Origin of the sequence: Cytobacillus oceanisediminis 2691 (assembly GCF_007678455.1) — a bacterium.
Lineage (GTDB): Bacteria > Bacillota > Bacilli > Bacillales > Cytobacillaceae > Mesobacillus > Mesobacillus oceanisediminis_A.
Genome location: NZ_VEEP01000008.1, coordinates 197,286 through 220,881, shown reverse-complemented (window position 1 = coordinate 220,881; position 23,596 = coordinate 197,286). Strand labels below are relative to the sequence as shown.

Here is a 23,596-nt window from a genome sequence, read left to right as displayed (position 1 = left end):
GAACTATACCATAAAGGATTGGAGTTTTATTTTTAAAAAAAGTGTAGTTGCTGAATGTCACAAATGGGCTAGGGAAAATTCACTAAATATAAAATAAAGAAGGTAGGAATCCTATATGCATTCAATAAACAAGATAGGCAATAGTTTTTGGTATATCACTCCAGTTTCGCTGACCGACCGGCCAATTTTAGGGATGGTTGTGGGCAAGAAAAAGACCTTAATGATTGATGCAGGCAACTCGGAGGACCATGCAAATTATTTTCTGGAAGAACTTTTAAAAAGGGGAATCCCTGATCCTGATATGGTCGTTCTTACTCACTGGCATTGGGATCATATTTTTGGGCTTTCAGCATTCCCTAAAATAGTTTCTATTGCTTCCAAAGAAACGAAACAAGAAATGGAGAAGCTAATCCCGCTTTCATGGTCAGATGAAGCATTAGATGCACGAGTTAGGGAAGGATCGGAAATTGAATTTTGTGCGAAAGCAATCAAGGAGGAATTCCCAGATCACAGGGATATCACCATTGTCTTGCCGGATTTAACGTTTGAAAAACGCGTTGAAATCGACCTTGGCGGTGTAACTTGCGTCGTGCAGCACGTTGGAGGAGATCACGCTTCAGATTCTGTGATCGTGTATGTTAAAGAAGAAAAAATTCTCTTTCTTGGTGATTGTATTTATCCAGATATTTTTTCCGAAAAACAAAACTACACAATCAATGAAACGCTGCGGCTGTTGAATGAATTAGAAGCTTTTGATGCAGAAACATATATACTTTCACATCAAAGGGCGATTTCGAAAGATGAATTTAATAAGGAAGCAGCTAAGCTAAGAACCATTGCCCAATATACAGATAATTGCCTTGGTGATCAGCAAAAAATCATTGAAGAATACGAAAAGCATGTGAAAAGGGAACTTACAGAAGATGAAATAGAAACAATCACCGACTTTGTAAATGGATATTAGATATTGATTCGGTCAGCAATGTGGGTATGAATATCGTTACTGGACAAGAGAGTAGTAATTGTACTGCTCTCTTTTTATTGAGTTATAGGGATGGTTCATTAAGTTATTCACATTAAACACTTCCACTACATAATTTAAAGAATAGATTAATTACAATGGAGGTGAATTTAATGAAGGAGCCGACTATTATGTACCATGATAAAAGCCCCTTTATAGCTTATTATGAAAATGTGGTAAACGAGGAAGAATGTAAAGAACTGATAGATTTAGCCAAAGGAAAACTAAAACCGTCAGCTGTTGTCGGAGACTCGAAAAAGTCATTTTCAAGTGCACGGAAGTCAGAACATGCCTGGTTACATCACAATATCAACGAAAATGTTCTGCACATATCTGAGCGGATTGCTTCCATTGTAGGGCAGCCACTTAATTATGCGGAGAAGCTGCAAATTGTCAGATATCAACCTGGTGGTAAGTTCAATACGCATTTGGATACTTTTAAATCCTCTGGCAAACTTGGGAGAGAGTACTTACTTAAAGGTGGGCAACGAACCTATACAGCACTTCTTTACTTAAATAGTGTGGATGCTGGAGGAGAAACGTTCTTTCCTGCTCTTTCTCTCGATATTACCCCAATCCAGGGAAACTTATTGGTTTTTGAAAATTTTAGTAAAGAAACAAATCAAGTCCATTTACTCTCAAAGCATGGATCCCGTCCTTTAATAGCTGGAGAGAAATGGATTGCGACCCTATGGTTTCGAGAAAAACCACAGTATTGAATATAAACTATAGAAGAGATACTGTGTCAAAACAGTATCTTTAACTTTTTTTGCCATTTTTAAGGCGAAGAAGGAGTAGGCTATATGGAGACAATTGCTTTTATAATCATCATACCTGCCGGGTCCGTTAGATTACGTCGAATTATGTCAGCGCTTGGTATATAACCTCCATCTTTAGCGGAAACTTACTAAAAGAGGACTATTGCCTGTATGATTTGGGGGTTATTTCATTGAGTTACCAGGATTATTGGAAGCAAATAACTGAAAAAAATGATGAGATGACAAAGTTAATCTCCTCATATTGGCATCAATACTCCGATATGGGGAACTGGCAGTTCTGGATGGTTTTGGCTTTTTTGCTGCTGCCATTGATCTTATTGTATTTTTTACTCGATCGAAAAAGATTATTTGAGATTTTTTTCTTTGGTTATACGGTTCATATCCTATGGACATACGTCGAACAGGTCCTTGCAAATTACAGTCATTTTATTCATACATACTTTCTCTCGCCCTGGTTCCCTCCAGCTCTTAGTATGACAGCCTCTGCATTGCCAGTGGGTTTTTTGCTTGTATATCAATATTGTACGAATCATCATAAGAATTTTTATGTTTATTCCGCGTTGCTAAGCGCTGTTTTTGCATTTGTCTTTGCTTCTTTCGAAAAGTATATGGGTTTGGTGAAAATCGAGAGAGGCATGCATCAATTTTATATTTTTCTTATAGACATCGCTATTGCGTACACTGCTTATTGGTTTACAAAGTTTATGCTGAAATTCAGGGATAAATGAACGAGGAGTTAATCCAACTACAACCTCTAGCAGAAAGGCCGGTTCTCTTACGAATCCGTCCTTTTAATATAATCGGACAATCCCCTGGGAAATTCACGGAAGGGCAGTGGGAGCAGATAATGGAATACATAAACCTGTTGTTATAAACCAATTCAATTTTACGATTTCTGTTTTCAAACAGGATAAATTAAACTAGCTGAACTATTTTATATAAGTTCGGCCTTTTCTTTGTATAAAACCAAAATGTTTTTTCCTGACCAAGTAATCGCTGTAATCTATACCCTTATGCTTTTTGGAGCTCTAACTATAGTTCTGTTATTTCAATATAGGCTCTTAAAATTCCCTTTGTGTAAACGGGGATTTATCGGGCTTTGGCGGCCAATAAAACCGTTGGGAAGACTTCACACTTTTTTACAGTGGCAAAATAGTTTATAATTATCAGTAAATAGTAGAAATTTTAATCCTCAAATCATTATAATAGATTATGTTACGGTTTTAACAAAGGCAGAAGGTGTGTCCCAATCCGACGCGCCTACTCAAATATATGGGACAAGGAAGGATAAAATGAGCAACGTACAGAAAGCTACAGACGTTATCTTAATTGGTGCCGGAGTCATGAGTGCGACGTTGGGGTCATTACTGAAAGAGTTAGCACCAGAGTGGGAAATCAAAGTTTTCGAAAAACTTCCTTCAGCAGGTGAAGAGAGCTCCAATGAGTGGAATAACGCGGGTACTGGACATGCAGCCCTTTGTGAGTTGAACTATACACCTGAAAAACCTGATGGATCGATCGATATAACTAAGGCCATCAATGTAAATGAACAATTTCAGCTTACAAGACAATTTTGGTCTTATCTTGTAAAGAGCAATTTAATTCGCAATCCCCAGGATTTCATTAGGCCGCTGCCACATATGAGCCTGGTAGAAGGCGAGAAAAATGTTACCTTCTTGAAAAAACGATTTAAAGCGCTTTCAGCTATTCCGATGTTTGAGGGAATGGAGTACTCAGAGGACCCAGAGAAGCTCAAGGAGTGGATTCCTTTAGTCATGGAGGGCCGCACATCTAATGACCCGATTGCAGCAACCAAAATTGACTCGGGAACAGATGTTAACTTTGGCGCCTTGACGCGGATGTTATTTGAGCATTTGGAGAGCAAGAATGTTGAGATTAACTATAAGCATAGTGTGAAAGATATCAAACGTGCCAGCGATGGGACATGGGAAGTCAAGGTGAAAAACCTTGATAGCGGCAAAGAGGAACTCCATAAAACCAAGTTCGTCTTCATCGGAGGCGGTGGAGGAAGCCTGCCATTGCTGCAAAAAACAGGCATTCCTGAATCAAAGCAGATTGGCGGATTCCCTGTGAGCGGCTTATTCTTGGTTTGCAACAACCCTGAAGTTGTCGAGCGACACCACGCAAAAGTTTATGGAAAAGCGAAGGTGGGAGCACCACCGATGTCTGTGCCGCACCTGGACACAAGATTCATCGATAACAAAAAGTCCTTGCTGTTTGGACCTTTTGCAGGCTTCTCGCCTAAATTCCTGAAGACAGGATCTAATTTGGATTTGATTGCTTCTGTAAAACCGAATAACGTCATGACTATGCTTGCTGCAGGAATGAAGGAGATGGCTTTGACGAAATACCTGATTGAACAAGTGATGCTTTCCCATGAAAAGCGCATGGAAGAACTGCGCGAATTCATTCCGAACGCCAAGAACGAGGACTGGGGAGTCGTAGTCGCGGGACAACGTGTACAAGTCATCAAAGACACAGATTCCGGCAAAGGCACACTACAATTCGGCACAGAGGTCGTAAGTGCTTCGGATGGCTCTGTTGCTGCATTACTGGGAGCATCCCCTGGTGCATCAACTGCTGTAAACGTCATGCTTGAAGTGCTGGAAAAATGCTTCCCAGAAAAAATGTTCGAATGGAAAGATAAAATTAAGGAAATGGTCCCTTCGTATGGAGTATCTTTAGCGGCCAATCCCGAACTATTCCATGAAATCCATGAATCCACAGCACAAACGCTGGGATTGAGCGATAAAGAGCGAGTTTACAGCTGATTTATTTTAAATGGATAATAAATCAAAACCTTCAATCCAGGGTGGGATTGGAGGTTTTTTTGTTGGTTAGAAATTAATCAGGCATTTGCCTGGGAGGGGGGATAATTGGGATATGCGTTCGTTATTTTGACAGGTTTGTGGGTGATGGGCGGAAAGTTGTCAAGAAAGCGTCGTTATCTTGACAGGTTTGCAGTTGATGAGCGGAAAGCTGTCAAGAATCCGTCGTTATCTTGACAGGTTTGCGGGTGAAGAGAGTAAAGCTGTCAAGAAACGGTCGTTATTTTGACAGGTTTGCGGGTGAAGAGAGTAAAGTTGTCAAGAAACCCTCGTTATTTTGACAGGTTTGCAGTTGATGAGCGGAAAGCTGTCAAGAAACGGTCGTTATTTTGACAGGTTTGCGGGTGAAGATCGTAAAGTTGTCAAGAAACCCTCGTTATTTTGACAGGTTTGCAGTTGATGAGCGGAAAGCTGTCAAGAATCCGTCGTTATTTTGACAGGTTTGCGGGTGGCGAGCGTAAAGTTGTCAAGAAACCCTCGTTATTTTGCCAGGTTTGCGGGTGAAGAGAGTAAAGTTGTCAAGAAACCCTCGTTATTTTGACAGGTTTGCAGGTGTAGAGAGTAAAGTTGTCAAGAAACCCTCGTTATTTTGACAGGTTTGCGGGTGATGAGCGGATAGTTGTCAAGAAAGCGTCGTTATTTTGACAGGTTTGCGGGTGAAGATCGTAAAGTTGTCAAGAAACCCTCGTTATTTTGACAGGTTTGCGGGTGAAGATCGTAAAGTTGTCAAGAAACCCTCGTTATTTTGACAGGTTTGCAGGTGTAGAGAGTAAAGTTGTCAAGAAAGCGTCGTTATTTTGACAGGTTTGTGGGTGAAGAGAGTAAAGCTGTCAAGAAACGGTCGTTATTTTGACAGGTTTGTGGGTGAAGAGCGTAAAGTTGTCAAGAAACCCTCGTTATTTAGACAGGTTTGCAGGTGGCGAGCGTAAAGTTGTCAAGAAACCCTCGGTATTTAGACAGGTTTGCGGGTGGCGAGCGTAAAGCTGTCAAGAAAACCTGTCAGCCCACAAAAAAACCGCTCCACTGCCATCAATCCAGGCAGTAAAGCGGCTTCCTATTAGTTACGAATCAAGTAATCAAACGCACCTAATGCTGCGGTTGCACCTGATCCCATTGAAATGATGATTTGTTTGTATGCACTGTCCGTGCAATCGCCAGCAGCGAAAACGCCAGGCAGGTCTGTGGCACCTTGCTTGTCTACGACAATCTCACCGAAGCGAGTGCGTTCAAGCGTGTCACCGAGCCATTCTGTGTTTGGTACGAGACCGATTTGTACGAATACCCCTTGTAATTCAACATGGTGTTCTTCGCCTGATGCACGGTCAATGTACGTAATACCGTTCACTTTGTCAGTTCCGGTAATTTCGCTTGTTTGTGCGTTTGTCACTACTGTGACGTTTGGAAGGCTGTGCAGGCGATCTTGTAGAACAGCATCAGCTTTGAGTTCAGGATTGAACTCGATCACTGTTACATGCTTTACGATACCTGCAAGGTCGATTGCTGCTTCAACGCCAGAGTTTCCTCCGCCGATGACAGCTACATCTTTTCCTTCGAACAATGGTCCATCACAGTGAGGGCAGTAGGCAACGCCTTTGTTCTTGAATTCAGCTTCTCCTGGTACGTTGACATTGCGCCAGCGGGCACCAGTCGAAATGATGACAGTTTTACTCTTCAGGACTGCACCATTTTCAAGTTCCAGCTCGATAAGGTCTTTTTTCTCCAGGCGTGTGGCACGCTGAAGGTTCATGATATCGACGCCATACTCTTTCACATGCTCTTCAAGGCTGGCAACAAGCTTAGGGCCTTCAGTGTGCTTGACACTGATGAAGTTCTCGATGCCTAAAGTATCCATTACCTGGCCACCGAAGCGCTCAGCAACGATCCCTGTACGGATGCCTTTTCGCGCTGCATAGATGGCTGCACTTGAACCAGCTGGTCCGCCGCCAACAACAAGGACATCATAAGGATCTTTGTCCGCCAATTCGGAAGCATCTGGACCAGAACCCAATTTTGCAAGAATCTCCTCAAGGGACATACGTCCGCTTCCGAATGGCTCGCCATTCAGGAATACCGTTGGTACGGCCATGATATCCTTGCTTTCAACTTCTTCCTTGTACGCTGCACCATCAATCATGGTATGTGAAATGCCAGGATTCAAAGTGCTCATCACGTTCAAGGCTTGTACTACATCAGGGCAATTGTGGCAGCTAAGGCTGACATATGTCTCAAAACGATATTCGTCCTTGATCGCTTTAATTTGGTCAATGACTTTCTGATCAACTTTTGGCGCTCTGCCGCTGACCTGGAGCAGGGCAAGGACTAATGAAGTGAATTCATGTCCTAAAGGAATGCCCGCAAAAGTCACTCCAGTGTCTTCACCGACACGGTTGACACTAAAGCTAGGTGTTCTATTTAATTCGGCATGCTCCACTTTAATATGGGATGACATTGTTGCCAATTCATCGACTAAAGCCAGCATGTCTCGTGATACATCATCCGATCCTGCGCTAACTTTAAGCAGCACATCGCCCTCCATCATTTGAAGATATTGGGCTAATTGTGCCTTAATTTCTGCATCTAATAACATGGGAGTGTTCCCCTTAAATCTTTCCTACAAGATCAAGGCTTGGCTTAAGAGTTTCGCCGCCTTCTTTCCATTTAGCAGGGCAAACTTCGCCTGGGTTGTTGCGTACATATTGTGCTGCTTTCAGCTTGTTAACTACCTGGCTAGCGTCACGGCCGATTCCGCCTGCGTTGATTTCAACAGTCTGGATAACGCCGTCTGGATCGATGATGAAAGTTCCGCGCTCTGCAAGACCATCTTCTTCATTCAATACATCGAAGTTGCGAGTAAGTCTTTGAGATGGATCGCCAATCATGATGTACTCGATTTTGCTGATTGCTTCAGAGTGGTCGTGCCATGCTTTGTGAGTGAAGTGTGTATCAGTTGATACAGAATATACTTCTGCTCCCATTTCTTTTAATGTAGCATATTCGTTTTGCATGTCTTCAAGCTCTGTAGGGCATACGAATGTGAAGTCTGCTGGGTAGAATACAACTACGCTCCACTTGCCTTTGAAGTTTTCTTCAGAAACAGTGATGAATTCTCCGTTGTGGAATGCGTTTGCTGTGAATGGTAAAACTTGAGTACCGATTAATGCCATGATTAATTTCCTCCTTAAAATGGTTGAATTATTTTTGAAATAGTTTTCCTGAATGAATTCAGTTAACTATTCGGTAAACTAGAATAATTCTAATACAGTAACGATTATTATATAAAACTTATTAAGTGTCAAGTGATAAACACCGGTTTTTAGTTCTTAATAATTATTTCAAAAAAAAGATAGATTTATACAGCATTGCACTAGATTAGTTTGTCCAACTTTTCCTTGTGTAATGAATTCCTCATTGAACTTCTGTATAGTAATAAGTAGATGAAAAATTCTGAAAAGGAGGAATTAGATGGTCTCTATTGAGAATAAGGACCCTTTTCCTTATCCTTTTGGTGAACAGGATGTATATAGATATTCTAACAATGCGGTACCATTAAATCCACCAATTGCCATCGAAGTGACAAAATCTTATTTAGAGGACATCAAGCTGAAGAGAGAATTGCTGATAAATCACCCCAAACGCTGTTACCACTCCATGCCACATACATTGGATGCCCAGTGGGAAGTGTTGGATTTAATCCTGCACCAGCTGGCCAGTTTCTATCCTGAGAACTACCAGCTTGTTGCAAACAATGACCATTGGATTTTCACTAACCAGTTAACAGGTGAGAATCATTCCTTCATATTTGGAAATCAGGCAACACTGGACGTTGAACCGCTGGATTTTGTCGGCCGGCATGTGCAGGAAGATTTGATCCTGATGATGCAGCGGGACGGGGATTTATTTCTGGATGCAGGTCAGCTCTGCTTTCCAGCCAATTGGTCGTTGTATTTTGATGCTGGAATGTCGTTCAAAGAAATCCATACGACAATTCCCGGGTTCAAGTATGGATCACTTGATGAGCGCATTCTCCAGTTTTTAATGAGAATCGAGGCAGGCAGTCCATGGTGGAGGAAAAATTGGTCACTTATGGCAGGGGACCGGCTGGATACCTCGCTTGAAACATTCGCTGAATGGGGCAAGGCCCGAAAAAATGTGACAAAAGAAAATGCAGGTGAACTGGTCCACTTGCGGGTAGAAGTACAGAAACTTTTCCGGCTGCCAAAAAGCAATGGGATTTTATTTACCATCCATACACATATGCTGCCCCTTGAATCACTCATCCAGCATACCCCATGGCTAAAGCAATTTTCGGCAATCTTGAAGGAACTTCCTGAATTCATCGCAGAATATAAAGGTATTTCCTTGTACCGGAACTCGGTCCTTGAATATCTGGAGGTGGAACTGAAAAAGAGATGAGTGAAAGCAGCTTTAAAATAGTGAGTGGGAAAAGAAAATTCTTGTTTTGTACGGATTCGGGGGGTGCCGGGGATTTTTACGACCTTTTACAACAGGCATTGTCTGAAAAAATCCCTTTTGATTTTCATATTTTCGCTGAGGGACAGGAACCCATGCTGAAAACCTGGTTCTGCACGCAAAAAATGGGGACCTACCTATACATATCCGGTTCGGCGGAATTTGTGAAAATGGTAAAGGAGCTGGCATTTGAAACAGGTTTTTCCGAACAGGAAATACAGACTGCAACAAAGGTTTTTTTATCGAAAAAGTTAATATGCTGTACTTGTCATGGCGAGAATGAAGCCTGGGAAAACCAGATTGTCATATGCAGGTTCTGTGGGCAGGAACTCGAGGTTTCGGATCATTATTCCCGCCGTTTGGATGCTTACTTGGGATATGTAACGATCAAATGAGACAGGGGGACTGAGATTGCAGCAGGGCAATACAATACAAGTACGAGTGAAATCTATAAAAATGGAAACGGAAACCATTAAAAGGTTCACCCTGGAAGCAGTGAACGGCGTCAAGCTCCCGCTCTTTGGCGGCGGCTCCCATATAATCACTTATTTGCCGCAGCCTTCAGGCATAATGGAAAGACATTATTCAGTTTTTAACCTTTCAGAGCCAGGTGTCATGGAGATCGCCGTACGTCTGGCCGAGCCTTCAAATGGCGGCTCCGCTTACTGGCATCATAGTGTCATTGAAGGGGATATTGTTAAGATCAGCTATCCTAAAAACCATTTTCCAATGAGTTTTCAAGCTAAACACCATGTTTTTTATGCAGCCGGCATTGGGATCACGCCTTTTTTATCAATGATGGCTGAACTCGCCGAAAAGAACCAATCTTTCGAGCTGCATTATGGAGCGAAAACAAAGGAACAATGCGCTTTTTACAATACGTTAAGGGAACGTTATCCAGAGGAATGCTATTTTTATTTTTCAGAGGATGAGAATTCTAATAGATTATCTCCAGCTTCTCTTCAAGATCACCGGATTGGGACCCATGTATATTTTTGCGGGCCTGAAAACATGATTGAAGAATTCACCGAAACGGCAAAAAGCTATGGATATCCTTCTTTCAATATTCATTTCGAGCGATTTGCTCCACCCGAGAATAGAGAAGCCAGGCCATTTACCGTGACTCTGCAAAATAGCGGAATGCAGCTGGAAATTCCAAAGGATCGTTCATTGCTGGATGTGATCCGTGAAAATGGAATCAATCTGCCTTTTTCCTGCAAGGTTGGCGGCTGTGGGACATGCGAAGTGAAAGTAGCAGAGGGGGAAGTCGCCCATTTCGATTCCTTCCTCACTGAAGAACAACAACGTACAAATCAGTCGATTCTATGCTTTGTTTCCCGGGGGGAAGGGCATTTAGTATTAGATTTATAGAAACTAGAAAACCGCACCTTATTCCAGATGCGGTTTTCTACTTGTTATGATTCTTGCTAGTATCAAGCTAATTCTGCTTTCTTTTCAGATTGGTCAACTACAGCGGCTCCTACGACGTCCCCGACGACATTGGAAGCCGTCCCGGCCATGCCGATGATCGCATCGACGCCAGCGATCAGTGCGACGACTTCAAGCGGCAGGTCGAACATCGTCAGTACCACTGACAGGGTGACAAGCCCTGCTGCAGGAATGCCTGCTGTTCCGATGGAAAGCAATGTACCAACAAGAATGATGGTAACGAAATCAACCAGCGAGAAATTGGCACCAGTGACATTGGCGGCAAAAACAATCGATGCACCCATTCTTAGTGCTCCGCCATCAGAGTTGAACACAGCGCCAAGCGGCAAACTGAAGTTCACCATCTTCTCGGAAATTCCAGCCTTTTTCGCACTTTCGATGGCTACTGGAAGGGAAGCGATGCTGCTCGAAGTAAAGAAAGCCGTTGTATATGCATCCTTCGTGTTCGCGAAAAAGCTCCTGACCGGGATCTTGAACAGTTTAAGAGTCCCGCTGTACACGAAAACCCAGAGGATGATGATTCCAATATAAAAAACCGCTGTAAATTCCAGTAGTGACGTTAATGTATCCCACCCTTGTGTGCCAAAAGTGGATGCGCTGATGGCAAAAATACCGATCGGTGCGTAAAGTAGGATTCCCTTTAAAATCCTGAAGAACAGCTCATTGGCTGCCTCAAGGAAAGTTTGCAGCTGTACCCCGTATTGCTGGGTTTTCTCCTCACCGGAAAACCTCATTCCTGAAATCGTGAAGCCGATGATGATCGCCAGAAACAGAATCGCCATCAAGTTCCCGGTTGTGAAAGCTGAAAAGAAATTATCAGGGACGATGCTGAAAATGACATCAGAAATGGATGGTGTCGCAGGTTTCTCTACGGTCGTATTCGGGAGTGTCAAGGATTCCCCGGGATTGATCCATAACGCAAGACCCAGACCAATCAACACAGCCGCAGCAGTTGTTGCCCCATAATACAGGATCAATTTACCTCCGGTCCTGCCAAGCTGTGCAGGGTTCATTTGATTGACTGCCAGCACAACCGTCAAGAACACTACTGGAGTAGCAATAAGACTAAGAAGCTTGATCAACAGCGTGCCAAATGGCTTCAAGAACTCCGCATCAGCCCCCAGCAGAACACCAGCTAATATCCCCAGAACAAAGCCGATGGTCATTTTTAAAATAAATGATGAATTTTTGTATGAATTCCATAGATTCACTTTATGTACCGCCTCTTTTTGTGAAATTGTTTTTCTTATAACCCCTATAAGAATGAAGAAAATGCACTTAATTATAAACTACACCTGTTAACTGAAACAGACAATAGTGAAATTGGAAAGAGTGTCCAGAAAAGTAATGCTAGTTGAAGAATCGGACTTTGATGAATCTTTAATAAAAAAAGCTCGTTTTGTCTATTAACCAACTATTTTGGACATTTGTGTTCAATAATTCGGCGAGATTAGTCGGAATTTTTAGATAACTAATTGAAGGGAAATTTGAGAGATTAGTTAATTAGTAATAGGTAGGGGATTTATAGATACTTACTCACTCTTTTTACTGAAGGAGGTGCCAAATTTTAAGACAAAGGAGTGAGGTTTTATATTATTCAAAATTGAGAGGATGACGCTTAGGAATGAAGAGGTATTTCCCAAGGTTTTTACTCACGGTAGTAGCATTTGTTTTAATTTTATCAACATTTGGTTTTGGAGCAGCGGCAAATGAAGGAACAGCTTCCAGGGCGAAATTGACTGAATTGCCGTTAGCGGAATTGTTCGGGGATATAGAACTTTCCTCCAAACGGCCGACATCAGTCATTGTTGAACTGAAAGCAGAATCGATTGTTGAAGCGAAGCATAAAGGAAAGAAGCAAACGAAGGCGAGCCTGAAAACTGAAAGAAACAAAGTTATTGGAGCACTTAAGAACTCGGTGAAAGGGGCGGAAGTGAATAGGGAATACGATTATGTATTTTCAGGATTCTCAGCAAAGCTTCCAGCGAATGAAATTATTAAATTGATGGCGCTTCCTGGCGTCAAGGCGGTCTATCCGAATATTCATTACACTGCTGAAGTCATCTCTGCAGAGAAAGTTTCCGCGGAGGAATTCAGTCCGAACATGATGAACAGCGCTCCATTTATTGGTGCGAACGAAGCGTGGGATGCCGGGTACACAGGTGAGGGTGTGACGGTAGCAGTCATCGATACGGGTGTTGATTACACTCATCCTGATCTTGCGCATGCATTTGGTGAGTACAAAGGGCATGATTTCGTTGACGATGATAATGACCCAATGGAAGGTGCGGGCCAATATCACGGAACTCACGTATCAGGTACAGTAGCGGCGAATGGTGCGATAAAGGGGGTTGCTCCAGATGCGAAATTATTGGGCTATCGAGTTCTTGGTGCGGAAGGCGGTACAACAGAAGATGTAGTGGCAGGGATTGAAATGGCTGTTCAAGATGGTGCAGACGTCATGAACCTGTCTCTTGGAAACTCACTGAATAACCCTGACTGGGCGACTTCCATTGCGCTGGATTGGGCAATGGCTGAAGGTGTAGTAGCAGTCACTTCCAACGGAAACTCTGGTCCTAATAACTGGACAGTTGGATCCCCTGGTACCTCCCGTGAGGCAATTTCTGTAGGGGCGACACAATTGCCTTACAATCAATATAAAGCTTCAATCTCCACATCTGAGGGCGCGGATTACCCGACAGCTAAAGTTATGGGTTTCCCATCAGATAAAGAATTACTTGCATTGAATGATGATGAATACGAGTTTGTGTTTGTGGGAAAAGCCTACCCAGAAGACTTTAATGGCAAGGACCTTACTGGAAAAATCGCGTTAATCAGCCGTGGTGACTTAGCGTTCGTTGACAAAGCTGAAAATGCCAAAAAGGCTGGGGCAGTCGGTGCTATTATTTTCAACAATATTCCTGGTGAGCATGCGGATGTTCCTGGAATGGCCATACCGACAATTAAAACCGAACTTTCGGATGGCCAAAAGCTGCTTGAAGAATTAAAAGCAGGTAATAATAAAATTTCATTTAATATAGAGTTTGATAAGGAAATCGGCGAAACAATGGCCGCCTTCTCTTCCCGCGGCCCGGTTACCCTGACATGGATGATCAAACCGGATGTTTCGGCTCCAGGCGTGAATATCGTAAGTACTTACCCAGGTAATGGATACGCATCATTACAAGGCACGAGCATGGCATCTCCTCACGTAGCAGGTGCTGCAGCATTGCTGTTAGAAAAGAACCCGGAATGGAGTACCGAAGATGTAAAGGCTGCATTGATGAACACTGCAGCTGATGTCATTGACCCTGCTACGGGTAAAGTTTATGCCCATAACACGCAAGGCGCAGGAAGTATCCGAGTTGTTAATGCTTTGAATACAAAGACACTCGTCGCTCCAGGCAGCCACTCTTTCGGCAAGTTTGTGAAGGATAGCGGCAAGCAAGTTGAAAAGAATAGCTTTGAAATCAAAAACCTTTCAGGAAAAAGCAAGACCTATAGCTTTGATGTAGAATTTGCCGCAAATCCAGCTGGCATCAAGATAATGACAAGCAACAACCTGAAAGTGAATGCAGGCAAGTCCCAGCAAGTGAACTTCAATGTCCAGGTCGATACTTCAAAACTGGACCCAGGATATTATGAAGGAACCATTAAAGTCTCTGATGGGTCTGAGACATTTGACGTGCCAACGATCCTTTTCATCGGAGAGCCGGATTACCCTCGTGTAACAGGTGCATTCATGGATAAAGTCGATCATGGTTATTATGTTGGTGCCTATCTTCCGGGCGGGGCAGAAGTTTTAGAATATGATCTTTATGTGTTCAATCCAAATGGCACCATTGGTGGCTTTGTAGACACAATTGGCTCTTTCACGAATGCCCCGGTTCCATACCACGAATTCCTATGGGACGGCACAGTTCAAAATGGTATTGAACTTCCTAACGGAGACTGGGTGTTGGGAGTATATGTAGAACAAGCAGGAAAAGCAGAGTACAAAGCCTACCTTGTTACAAAGGAATAATTAAATTAAGGATTCCTACTAGATTGCTCAGTAGGAATCCTTTTTATGACTTTCGGTTGAAAACCTGAGGCGGCTGTTCGAGCCATTTTTCGGTAATCATGAGCAACAGGCCTTTTCCGTAAAATTTTTTCATTTGAGCTGAGATCAGAGTGAATTTGGTTACAATATCTGACCGTAAACTTGAGGTTAAAGCCTGATTGATCATAATGAAGCAGAACATTCCGAGGCAGGTATTAACGAAAAACAGCATCAGTTTATCAGAAAAAGGTGAATGATTCACTTCGAAAAAGTTGAAATCACCGGAAGCTGAATAAGGAATATTTTCTTTATTAAATGTATCCTCAAGCGTATCCATCACTTTATTGAGTGCATCAACTCCTTTGCTTAAATGTTGTTTTACTTCCTTATGGCTGGCGAGCTTACTAAAGGATAATAGAACCATTTTTGAAAAGTGCGCCCGATGGAGAATTCTTGAGAGGTTTGCAATTTCAGGTGCATTTACAGGCCTGGAGTGCCCAAATAGGCCGTTCAAGTATTTCATTTCATCCACCAGGTCAATGGTATGGTCCATAGCTACCTGGGGGGATTTCAGAAAAATTCCCTGCTGCAGCATCAGGTCTGTAATTTCATTTTGAATACTGATGGTGAATTCTATGGCCCCTTGAAAATAATCCCTTGTATCATTGCGCGTGCAATCCGGAAAAGCGCTCGGATAGGTAGTCAGTGAAAGCATTGTAATATCATGGCAAATATATAATATAAAAGTGTCAGAAAAAAACTTTTCAACGTCGAGTCTGACATCTTTATCCGTAAACCCTAGCGGTATAGGGAGATTCTCTTTTAAAAAAATATTTTTTAGGTCGTTCAGGCTATTCTCAGAGAAAACGACCATTTTTTCTAATATCTTTTTCAGTTCCAAATCATCAGCTGTCCTATAAAAATATTGAAAAAAACGAAGTTCCATACTGCTTTTTAAGTAAGATGACCATATATTCGATATTTCTGTTGAGGTTAAACCCACATTTATTTCTCCCATCGATGATACACTCCTTTCCCAATAGTGTTTGTATTTTTTAGATATTTATTACAAATCATCATTGATTTTTATCCCAATTACATAGAATCCCCATATACCAGGACATACTTTTCAAAAGGAGGTTTGTTTCATGAGAAAGTACCTGGCTATGCTATTATTAGCGATTTCAATGTTCTCTATTACAGGGTGTGGCAACGATGCTCCTCCTGAAGATGATGAACAGCTGGAAGATGTGGAAGAAGAAGATGAGATTGGTGATGGCGAAATAGATGATGAATAATACCAAAGACCCACTTTCCATGTTGAGTGGGTCTTTTAATGTGCATACAGAATTGACAAATGACCGGTCAGTCATTAACATTATAATGTGTGTAAATGATTAATTAAGGTAGGTGCAATAGTGAAAAATCTGGTCAATTTTGTGCTTGGAAATAAACTGGCGGTTTGGCTGCTTACGATCATCATTACAGTCTCAGGAATTTATTCAGGTACGCGGATGAACATGGAGACGATTCCGAATATCTCCATCCCGTATTTAATGGTCATGGATGTTTATCCCGGAGCCACTCCTGAGAAGGTAATGGATGATGTGTCCATCCCGATTGAAAAAGCGGTGGAAGGACTGGAAGATGTAAAGTACGTCTATTCCAATTCATATTCCAATATGTCCAGTATCCAGGTTGAGTATGAATATGGCATTGATATGGATGAAGCCAAGCGGGCTTTACAGTCGGCATTGGATACGGTTCAGCTTCCGGAAGGTGCACAGGAGCCAACCATTACGGCCATCAGCATGAACATGATGCCGATCGCTGCACTGAGTGTCAGCAGCACGAAAGAGGATATTGTTGAGCTTACATCAACAGTCGAGGATATCCTGCTTCCGAAGATCGATAAAATCGATGGTGTGGCTTCCGTAACGATAACAGGACAGCATATCGAAGAAGTGAATCTTGCGTATAATGAAGCGAAAATGGCTCAGTTCGGTTTGACGGAAGACAAAGTGAAGGAAATGATTCAGGCCAGCAATTTAGGCGTATCGCTGGGGCTTTTTGAATTTAAGGAAGGCGAGCAGGCAGTTGCTGTTGATGGCAAGTTCACCACTGCTGAACAACTGAAGAACATGCTGATTCCGGTAACTCCATCAGAATCAAATCCATCACCTTTTGTAAAGCTTAGTGATATTGCTGAGATTGAGCTGGTAGGCAAGGTGCAGTCCATTTCCCGTACAAACGGCAATGATGCGATTGCCATCCAGATTGTCAAGGAACAGCAAGCAAACACAGTTGATGTTGTGAATGAGATAAAGGATTTAATAAAAGAAGAACAGGATAAAATTGATGGCCTATCCATTGATGTATCACTGGACCAGGGTAAGCCAATTGAAGAATCTGTAACAACAATGATTGAAAAAGCTTTATTTGGCGGATTGATTGCGGTCCTGGTTATTCTGCTGTTTTTACGAGACTTCAAGTCTACGATTATATCAATTGTGTCAATTCCAGTTTCGATTTTTATGGCATTGCTGCTGTTGAATTGGATGGAAATCACGCTTAATATCATGACACTTGGCGCGATTACGGTTGCCATTGGGCGTGTAATAGATGACTCGATCGTCGTTGTGGAAAATATATACCGACGCCTCCACTTGAAGGAAGAAAAATTAACAGGCCGTGCATTAGTACGTGAAGCAACCATTGAAATGTTCAAGCCAATTTTATCATCTACACTTGTAACGGTTGCTGTTTTTGCACCGCTGATTTTTGTAGGAGGCATGGTAGGCGAATTGTTCGCGCCATTTGCATTGACAATGACTTTTGCCCTTGGTGCTTCATTGATTGTTGCCATTACAATCGTTCCGGCCTTGTCACACTTCTTGTTCAAAAAGAAACTTTATGGTGAAAAAACAGAAAGCAGCCACAAAGAAGTTGGCAAACTGGCAAGCTGGTATAAAGGCGTCTTGAACAAGTCGCTTAACCATAAAATCATCACTTCCCTTATTGCTGTTGTACTTTTAGCTGGAAGCCTTGCCCTCACACCGATTATTGGCTTTAGCTTCATGGGCAGCGAGGAAGATAAGGTTATGTACCTTACTTATACTCCTGCAGCAGGCGAACTTAAAGAAGAAACAATCGAGAGTATCGCTGAAGTCGAAGAAAAGATGCTCAAACGTGATGATATTGACATCGTTCAAGTATCGATTAGCGATGAAGCTGACCAGATGTCGGCAATGATGGGCGGGGGATCAGGCGGAGGCTTGATGTACCTGATTTTTGATCCTGATATGGAAAATTTTCCAGACGTCAAGAAAGAAATTGAAGAGTATGTATTCAAAATTGGACAAAGCGGCGAGTGGAAGAGCCAGAATTTCGGCGGCATGTCGATGCCGGAGAACGAAATCAGCTACACATTCTACAGTGAAGATCTAGACAAACTTACTGATGCTGTGAAAATGGCTGAGGGTGAGATGAAAGGTATTAAAGGCTTGGAAGATGTAAGTTCCAGTGCAGAGGAAGCATACGTGGAATACACATTTAAAGTCGAACAGGACGAATTGCTGCAATATGGTTTAACAGCCGGACAAATTGTCATGATGTTAAACCCAAACAAAACTAAAGATACATTGACGACGATTGAAAAAGATGGTGAATCACTAGATGTCATCGTCCAGCAGGAGCAGGAAAAGCAGCCTGAGTCAGTTGATGATATCCTGGATACAGAAGTCCCAACAGCCATGGGAACAACGATGCCATTATCAGAACTGGTAACCGTTGAAAAAGGTACAACGATGAATACACTCGCCCGCAGTAAAGGGCAGTACTATGCATCCGTTTCAGGAACGGTTACAGATGATGATATTTCAAAAGCATCTGCTGAAACCCAAGAGGCAATCGATGCTTTAGATATGCCAAAGGGTGTAGAAGTTGGTGTTGCAGGCGTACAGGCGGACATGACCGAAACATTTACACAGCTAGGTGCTGCAATGCTTGCTGCTATCGCGATAGTTTACTTCATCCTGGTGGTAACCTTCCGTGAAGGTGTAGCGCCATTCGCCATTCTGTTCTCGCTCCCATTTGCGGTTATCGGATCGTTTGTTGGATTGTTGATTGCAGATGAAACGATTTCTGTTTCAGTCATGATGGGTCTCTTGATGCTGATTGGTATTGTTGTAACGAATGCAATCGTACTCGTAGACCGGATCATCCACATGGAACGTGATGGAATGACGATGCGTGAAGCCGTTCTTGAGGCAGGAGCAACGCGTTTACGTCCAATCCTTATGACAGCAATAGCCACTGTTGGTGCCCTGATTCCATTGGCCATGGGCTCAGGAGGCGGAGGCTTGATTTCAAAAGGCCTTGCCATTACTGTAATAGGCGGTTTAACAAGCTCGACACTGTTAACACTGATTGTTGTGCCAATTGTTTATGAAGTTCTGTCGAAAATTTTTAAGAAAAATCGACGAGAAATACAAGAGGATTAATACAATAGCCCCTGCGGATGACCAGTCGTCCACAGGGGCCTTTTTTACCTTTTATCATTGATAGTGGGTGATCAGAAGGTAACCATTACTTCTTTTTATGGAAAAATGCGGAAATACACCTTGTTATTTCTTTCTTTCTTCCTTCCTCTTTCTCCATGTTCCGACAATTCCCTGCTTTTTTCAACTTCCTTTTTCAAGTCTCTTGGGTAGGTGTGGTGGATTCATATTACTCATCTGCATATTGAAGCCTTTTTAAAAATTGGCACTGTTATACATGCATACTTTTATGGTGCGGTTATTTACTTCCTGGAACCTTTTTCATGTCCGTTGTGTTATTTGCCTCCAATGACTCTTTCATCTTCAACTCTTACCAATCAAATTCATTCATTAAAATTCAAATCTTTTAAAATCTTTTCAACGGCAGGGGAGGGGAGGGGGCTCTGATAGGTCTGTTAAAAGGTAAAATAAGGTAAATATTTTAATGTGTACAAATATGTATACATGTATACGTTTTGTAAACAATGGGTGTACAATTATGTTTACACGTATACAAACTCGTATACATGCTGATATATAGGCATGTATACAGATTTGTATTCGTTGTGTACAATTATGTATACAATACTCGTCAGGTTTACATCTCGTTTACATGTTTACAATTACATTTCTTTTTACTCGTATATCTTGCAGTATCTATTATTTCCCTTTACCTTTAGAATAGTAGGTAAGTATACATAAATGAAAAGGAATGATAAGAATGACGAAATCCAGAATTGCAGCAGTTGATGTTGGTAACGATTCTATTAAAGCTATTTTTGGAGAATTTGATAACGAACTGAATATCCCTAACATCGTGGCAAGGGACACTGAAGACCGTCCTGTAATCGGCATCGAGGAGCTTGATGCGAAGGATCCGCTTGATGGAATCCATATTCGTGTCCACTCCCCTGCCCTGAAAGAAAATAACGCAATCTATCGTGTCGGAAACCTGGCTACTAAAAGTGACAATGCTACCGAACTTGATCCTGGCAGCAGCAAGTCGGAGGAAGATCAGACCTTGATTATGCTTTTCGCTACTCTAGCATTGGATGCTGTCAATGAAGACAATGCCAAGCTTTTCCCGAAAAGCAAGAATGTCATTGATGCGAATTATACGCTTGGTACCGGCCTTCCGCTTCGCGAGGTCAAGGAAGGAAAAGATGCTGGCTACCGTTCCAAGCTGGTAGGATCCGTTCACCAGGTTGAATTCCTTGTTACCCCGAAATACCAGGGACTGAAAGTAAATATCAAATTCGATGAAGTGAAGGTTTATCCTGAAGGCTTCGCAGCATATATCAATCTAGTAATGGATAACAGCCTGAAAATCATCAATAAGGACTTGATTGATAGAAGAATCCTGATCCAGGATATCGGCGGATTATCAACAGATATCGCTGTCATCAAGAATCGCAATGTCGATGATGACAAGGCACAGGGCTTCAACCTTGGTGTGTCTGAAGCACTCGAACAAATCAGGGAAGAAATCCGCAGCAAGCATGGCGTCGAGTTAGACAGCCGTACGGACGTTGTAGAGATCATCACGCGCAAGAATGACCGGAACCATATCATGGTCAAAGGAAGCCGTACAAGCGTTCATGACATCACAGACCGTATCCTGCTTGAACTGGCTAAAAAGCAATACCGCCTGCTTCGCAATGTGTGGGCAAAGAATTCCCAGACTGAAATCTGCTATTTTGTTGGCGGAGGAGCAACAGTTTTAAAAGAATATATCAAAACATTGAACAATAATCTTGATGGCTATAACATTGAATTTTTCGAGGATGAAAAAGAAAGCATCTGGATGATGGCGAACGCTTATTATAAGCTCATCATGGACTTTGTGAAAAAATCAGAGAAGAGCAGCAAAGCCGCTTCTGAACCTGTTAAAAGCTAAAATAAGGTGATCCTATGAAAAAAACCAACCCAAATGAGATTAAGAGAGGACAAGCATTGTCATTTCGTGTTCCCTCTGATACACCAGACCATATCTTAAGGCATCTCCAGAACTTAAAGGAAACAGAGCGAAGGAACTTTTCGAGCAAGATTGCCGAATTTGTCGTCAAAGGTGTGGGGAATTCTTATTCAAGGGAACGCGAAACGATTACAATCCCTCTCCCTCGGAGTCTCAGCAAATCGCAGCGGGATTGGATCAAGCATGAGCATTCAGAAGCTTTGCTGGGCAATATCGTCTATCATCTGTTGACGGATCCCTTGAGGGCAACCGCACTGCTGGCCTCATTGAACAGCAAGTCTACTGAAATAGATGAGGCTCTTTACCTGCAGGAAAAGGATATGAACATGCACCCGACAGCATTAGAAGAGGAATCACCGGTAACACAGGAAACGGCCTCTGGTGCTGAAATCGACGACTTGGACGATGATTTGGATTCATTTGAATGGGAATCAGCCCAACAAACTGAAACACCGGACCAGGAAGAGACAGAAGAAGATCTGGATGATCTGTTAGGAGATTTCCTTGCCAAAATGAATAAGTGAGCATGAAGAAACCCCATGGACCTCCATGGGGTTTCTTAGTTTTACTGATAGGATGCTTCCAATTGGTCGATCAGTGATCCAACATAACCGACAGCCTTGCGTACAGGTTCCGGAGTCGACATATCGATGCCGGCATGCTTCAGCAATTCCAGCGGCTTCATGGTTCCGCCTGCACGGAGCACCTCAAGCCAGCGGTCAACAGCCGGCTGCCCTTCCTCCTGGATCAACTGGGAAACGGCGGTCGATGCAGTCAGGCCGGCAGAGTAGGTGTATGGATACAAGCCCATATAGTAATGTGGCTGGCGCATCCAGGTGAGACCCGCCCCTTCGTCGATTTCGACTGTATCGCCCCAGAAGCCAGTCAGGACATCTGTTTTCATTTCAGTAAGTGTTTTTGCCGTAAGTGCATTCCCAGCTTCAGCATGCGCGTAAACACGGCGCTGGAACTCAGCCTCCAGCAGGTGGGTCACGAAATTATGATAATAAGTTCCCAGCAGCTGCAAGACCACCCAGCGAATCATCTGCGGGTTTTCCTTATTTTTATCAAGAAGATATTGGGCTAAAAGCATTTCATTCATTGTCGATGGTGCTTCAATGAAATACATGGATGGACGCACATTCATGATGCGCTGATTTTTATTGGCCAGGTAAAAATGGCCCGCATGGCCGAATTCATGTGCCAGCGTGAAGCAGCCGCGCATATTGTCCGCCCATGTGATCAGGATATATGGGTGTGATCCATAAGGACTTGAGCAAAATGCACCTGTTGATTTTCCAACATTATCAGCAAGGTCTACCCATCTGTCTTCAAAGCCCTTTTCAACCATTGCTGTATAATCCGCTCCCATTACCTTCAATGAATCGGTAATCAGCTGTCGTGCCTCATCATAAGTGATTTGAGGATCAAAATCCGGATCAAATGGAGCCTTCAAGTCACAGAACATCATTTTATCCAGGCCCAGCACCTTCTTCTTTAACTGAGCAAAACGGCGCATATGCGGGGCCAGTTCCTTGTAGATGATATCAATTTGGTTATTATACATTTCCTTTGTTACCTGCTGTGGCTCCAAAAGCATATCGGTAACGGATTCATATTTCCTCAGCTTTGCAAGGGTCACCTGTTTTTTTACCTCGGTGGCATAGGTGGCGGCGATGGTATTTTTATATTGTTTGAGGGTTGAAACAAATGAATCATAGGCTTTTCTGCGGACATAAGTATCCGGCGAAAATTCATACCGGCTCTCGAACAGCGCAAATGAAACTGGCAAATCGTTATCTTGTTCGTCCCTGATAGACGAAAATTCCATATCCGCTAGTTTGGCCATATTGTATATGTTGTAAGGTGCTGAATGGACTTCTCCTAAAGCAGCAAGGACTTCTTCTGTTTCAGGCGATAGTTTATGCTTTTTCGTTTCCAGAAGCTCAAGAAGCGTCTTTTTGAAAGGCTGGAGTCCTTCCTCAGCCTCGATGAACTCTTCTGCTTTGCCTTCATCAAACTCAAGGATTTCAGATGAAATAAAGGATAGTGCAGCCATCGCCTTTGTGCCAACGGCCCCAACCTTTGCTGAATTTGCCTGGTTCACCGGGTCAGTGCCGTCAGCGGATTGCTTCAGGCTTGCGTATGTTCGAACCTTTACCAATTTCTTTGTTAACTCTTCCTGGGCAGTAAGGCATTCCAGTAAAGCTTTCGGCCCTGTATGTAAGGTTCCTCTGAAGCTATCGAATTTTTTAACATCAGCCTCGATCTCTTTCAGTGCATCCTCCCACTCTTTGTCAGATGGATATAAATCATTAAGATTCCAGGTCAGTGATTCATGAACTTCTGAGCGGGCAAGACGTTTTTCAACAGTTTTATTCATGGATATCTCCTCCTTTATCCTTTCATATTACTACGAAAACCGAAATAATTAAATTATAATTTAACTATTTTAAAAATTTAAAAATAATAC

The 23,596-nt window shown here is 42.6% G+C and carries 18 protein-coding genes; 13 read left to right on the top strand and 5 right to left on the bottom strand.

Features of this window, described 5'->3' with window-relative positions:
* The first annotated feature begins 115 nt into the window (after positions 1 to 115).
* The 5 genes from FS736_RS16880 to FS736_RS25225 all read left to right on the top strand — a co-directional run bounded on the left by FS736_RS16880 (position 116) and on the right by FS736_RS25225 (position 4,826).
* Entirely contained in the window at positions 116 to 964 is an 849-nt protein-coding gene (locus FS736_RS16880) for an MBL fold metallo-hydrolase (protein WP_144479389.1), read from the top strand.
* Positions 965 to 1,134: 170 nt separating this feature from the next.
* On the top strand, positions 1,135 to 1,740 hold the full coding sequence (locus tag FS736_RS16875) for a prolyl hydroxylase family protein (RefSeq protein ID WP_144479387.1): 606 nt from the start codon (positions 1,135 to 1,137) through the stop codon (positions 1,738 to 1,740).
* A gap of 230 nt (positions 1,741 to 1,970) precedes the next feature.
* A complete protein-coding gene (locus FS736_RS16870; RefSeq protein ID WP_144479385.1) occupies positions 1,971 to 2,528 on the top strand; it encodes a hypothetical protein in 558 nt (185 codons plus the stop codon).
* Between the two features lie 564 nt (positions 2,529 to 3,092).
* The gene (locus tag FS736_RS16865; protein WP_144479383.1) at positions 3,093 to 4,592 is read left to right on the top strand and encodes a malate:quinone oxidoreductase; all 1,500 of its coding nucleotides are present in this window, start codon (positions 3,093 to 3,095) and stop codon (positions 4,590 to 4,592) included.
* A gap of 105 nt (positions 4,593 to 4,697) precedes the next feature.
* Complete coding sequence (locus FS736_RS25225; protein ID WP_260983635.1) at positions 4,698 to 4,826, top strand: hypothetical protein; 129 nt, start codon at positions 4,698 to 4,700, stop codon at positions 4,824 to 4,826.
* Between the two features lie 880 nt (positions 4,827 to 5,706).
* Here FS736_RS25225 and ahpF read toward each other — a convergent pair.
* Positions 5,707 to 7,236: an alkyl hydroperoxide reductase subunit F gene (gene ahpF, locus FS736_RS16860; RefSeq protein WP_144479381.1), complete on the bottom strand. Its 1,530-nt coding sequence runs from the start codon at positions 7,234 to 7,236 to the stop codon at positions 5,707 to 5,709.
* A 13-nt stretch (positions 7,237 to 7,249) separates the two neighbouring features.
* On the bottom strand, positions 7,250 to 7,813 hold the full coding sequence (ahpC, locus tag FS736_RS16855; protein WP_144479379.1) for an alkyl hydroperoxide reductase subunit C: 564 nt from the start codon (positions 7,811 to 7,813) through the stop codon (positions 7,250 to 7,252).
* Between the two features lie 298 nt (positions 7,814 to 8,111).
* Here ahpC and FS736_RS16850 point away from each other — a divergent pair, with 298 nt between their 5' ends.
* From FS736_RS16850 to FS736_RS16840, 3 genes are read left to right on the top strand one after another with little or no spacing between them, the layout of a single operon-like run.
* Positions 8,112 to 9,062, top strand: coding sequence for a heme-dependent oxidative N-demethylase family protein (locus FS736_RS16850; RefSeq protein ID WP_144479377.1), 951 nt, complete (start codon positions 8,112 to 8,114; stop codon positions 9,060 to 9,062).
* 20 nt (positions 9,063 to 9,082) lie between these two features.
* Entirely contained in the window at positions 9,083 to 9,514 is a 432-nt protein-coding gene (locus tag FS736_RS16845; RefSeq protein WP_144479375.1) for a dimethylamine monooxygenase subunit DmmA family protein, read from the top strand.
* Positions 9,515 to 9,530: 16 nt separating this feature from the next.
* Complete coding sequence (locus FS736_RS16840) at positions 9,531 to 10,490, top strand: PDR/VanB family oxidoreductase (RefSeq protein WP_260983634.1); 960 nt, start codon at positions 9,531 to 9,533, stop codon at positions 10,488 to 10,490.
* 62 nt (positions 10,491 to 10,552) lie between these two features.
* Here FS736_RS16840 and FS736_RS16835 read toward each other — a convergent pair whose 3' ends face one another.
* Positions 10,553 to 11,779: a dicarboxylate/amino acid:cation symporter gene (locus FS736_RS16835; protein WP_144479373.1), complete on the bottom strand. Its 1,227-nt coding sequence runs from the start codon at positions 11,777 to 11,779 to the stop codon at positions 10,553 to 10,555.
* Positions 11,780 to 12,192: 413 nt separating this feature from the next.
* Here FS736_RS16835 and FS736_RS16830 point away from each other — a divergent pair, with 413 nt between their 5' ends.
* Positions 12,193 to 14,592 carry a S8 family serine peptidase gene (locus FS736_RS16830; RefSeq protein WP_144479371.1) on the top strand — a complete coding sequence of 800 codons (2,400 nt, stop codon included), beginning with the start codon at positions 12,193 to 12,195 and terminating at the stop codon, positions 14,590 to 14,592.
* Between the two features lie 43 nt (positions 14,593 to 14,635).
* Here the strand turns inward: FS736_RS16830 and FS736_RS16825 are convergent, their stop codons facing one another.
* Positions 14,636 to 15,628 (bottom strand): DUF3231 family protein, encoded by a 993-nt coding sequence (locus FS736_RS16825; protein WP_144479369.1) that lies wholly within the window; start codon positions 15,626 to 15,628, stop codon positions 14,636 to 14,638.
* 130 nt (positions 15,629 to 15,758) lie between these two features.
* Between FS736_RS16825 and FS736_RS24380 the strand changes: the two genes are divergently transcribed.
* The 4 genes from FS736_RS24380 (at position 15,759) to FS736_RS16810 (ending at position 21,647) form a co-directional block, all read left to right on the top strand.
* A complete protein-coding gene (locus tag FS736_RS24380; RefSeq protein WP_186326820.1) occupies positions 15,759 to 15,908 on the top strand; it encodes a hypothetical protein in 150 nt (49 codons plus the stop codon).
* A gap of 120 nt (positions 15,909 to 16,028) precedes the next feature.
* Positions 16,029 to 19,112, top strand: a complete 3,084-nt coding sequence (locus FS736_RS16820; protein WP_144479367.1) for an efflux RND transporter permease subunit — start codon at positions 16,029 to 16,031, stop codon at positions 19,110 to 19,112.
* Positions 19,113 to 19,869: 757 nt separating this feature from the next.
* The gene (locus FS736_RS16815; RefSeq protein WP_144479365.1) at positions 19,870 to 21,045 is read left to right on the top strand and encodes a ParM/StbA family protein; all 1,176 of its coding nucleotides are present in this window, start codon (positions 19,870 to 19,872) and stop codon (positions 21,043 to 21,045) included.
* A 14-nt stretch (positions 21,046 to 21,059) separates the two neighbouring features.
* A complete protein-coding gene (locus FS736_RS16810) occupies positions 21,060 to 21,647 on the top strand; it encodes a hypothetical protein (RefSeq protein ID WP_144479363.1) in 588 nt (195 codons plus the stop codon).
* Between the two features lie 41 nt (positions 21,648 to 21,688).
* On the opposite strand, the gene pepF is transcribed toward FS736_RS16810, so the two are convergent.
* Positions 21,689 to 23,506, bottom strand: coding sequence for an oligoendopeptidase F (pepF, locus tag FS736_RS16805; RefSeq protein WP_144479361.1), 1,818 nt, complete (start codon positions 23,504 to 23,506; stop codon positions 21,689 to 21,691).
* Positions 23,507 to 23,596 lie beyond the last annotated feature (90 nt).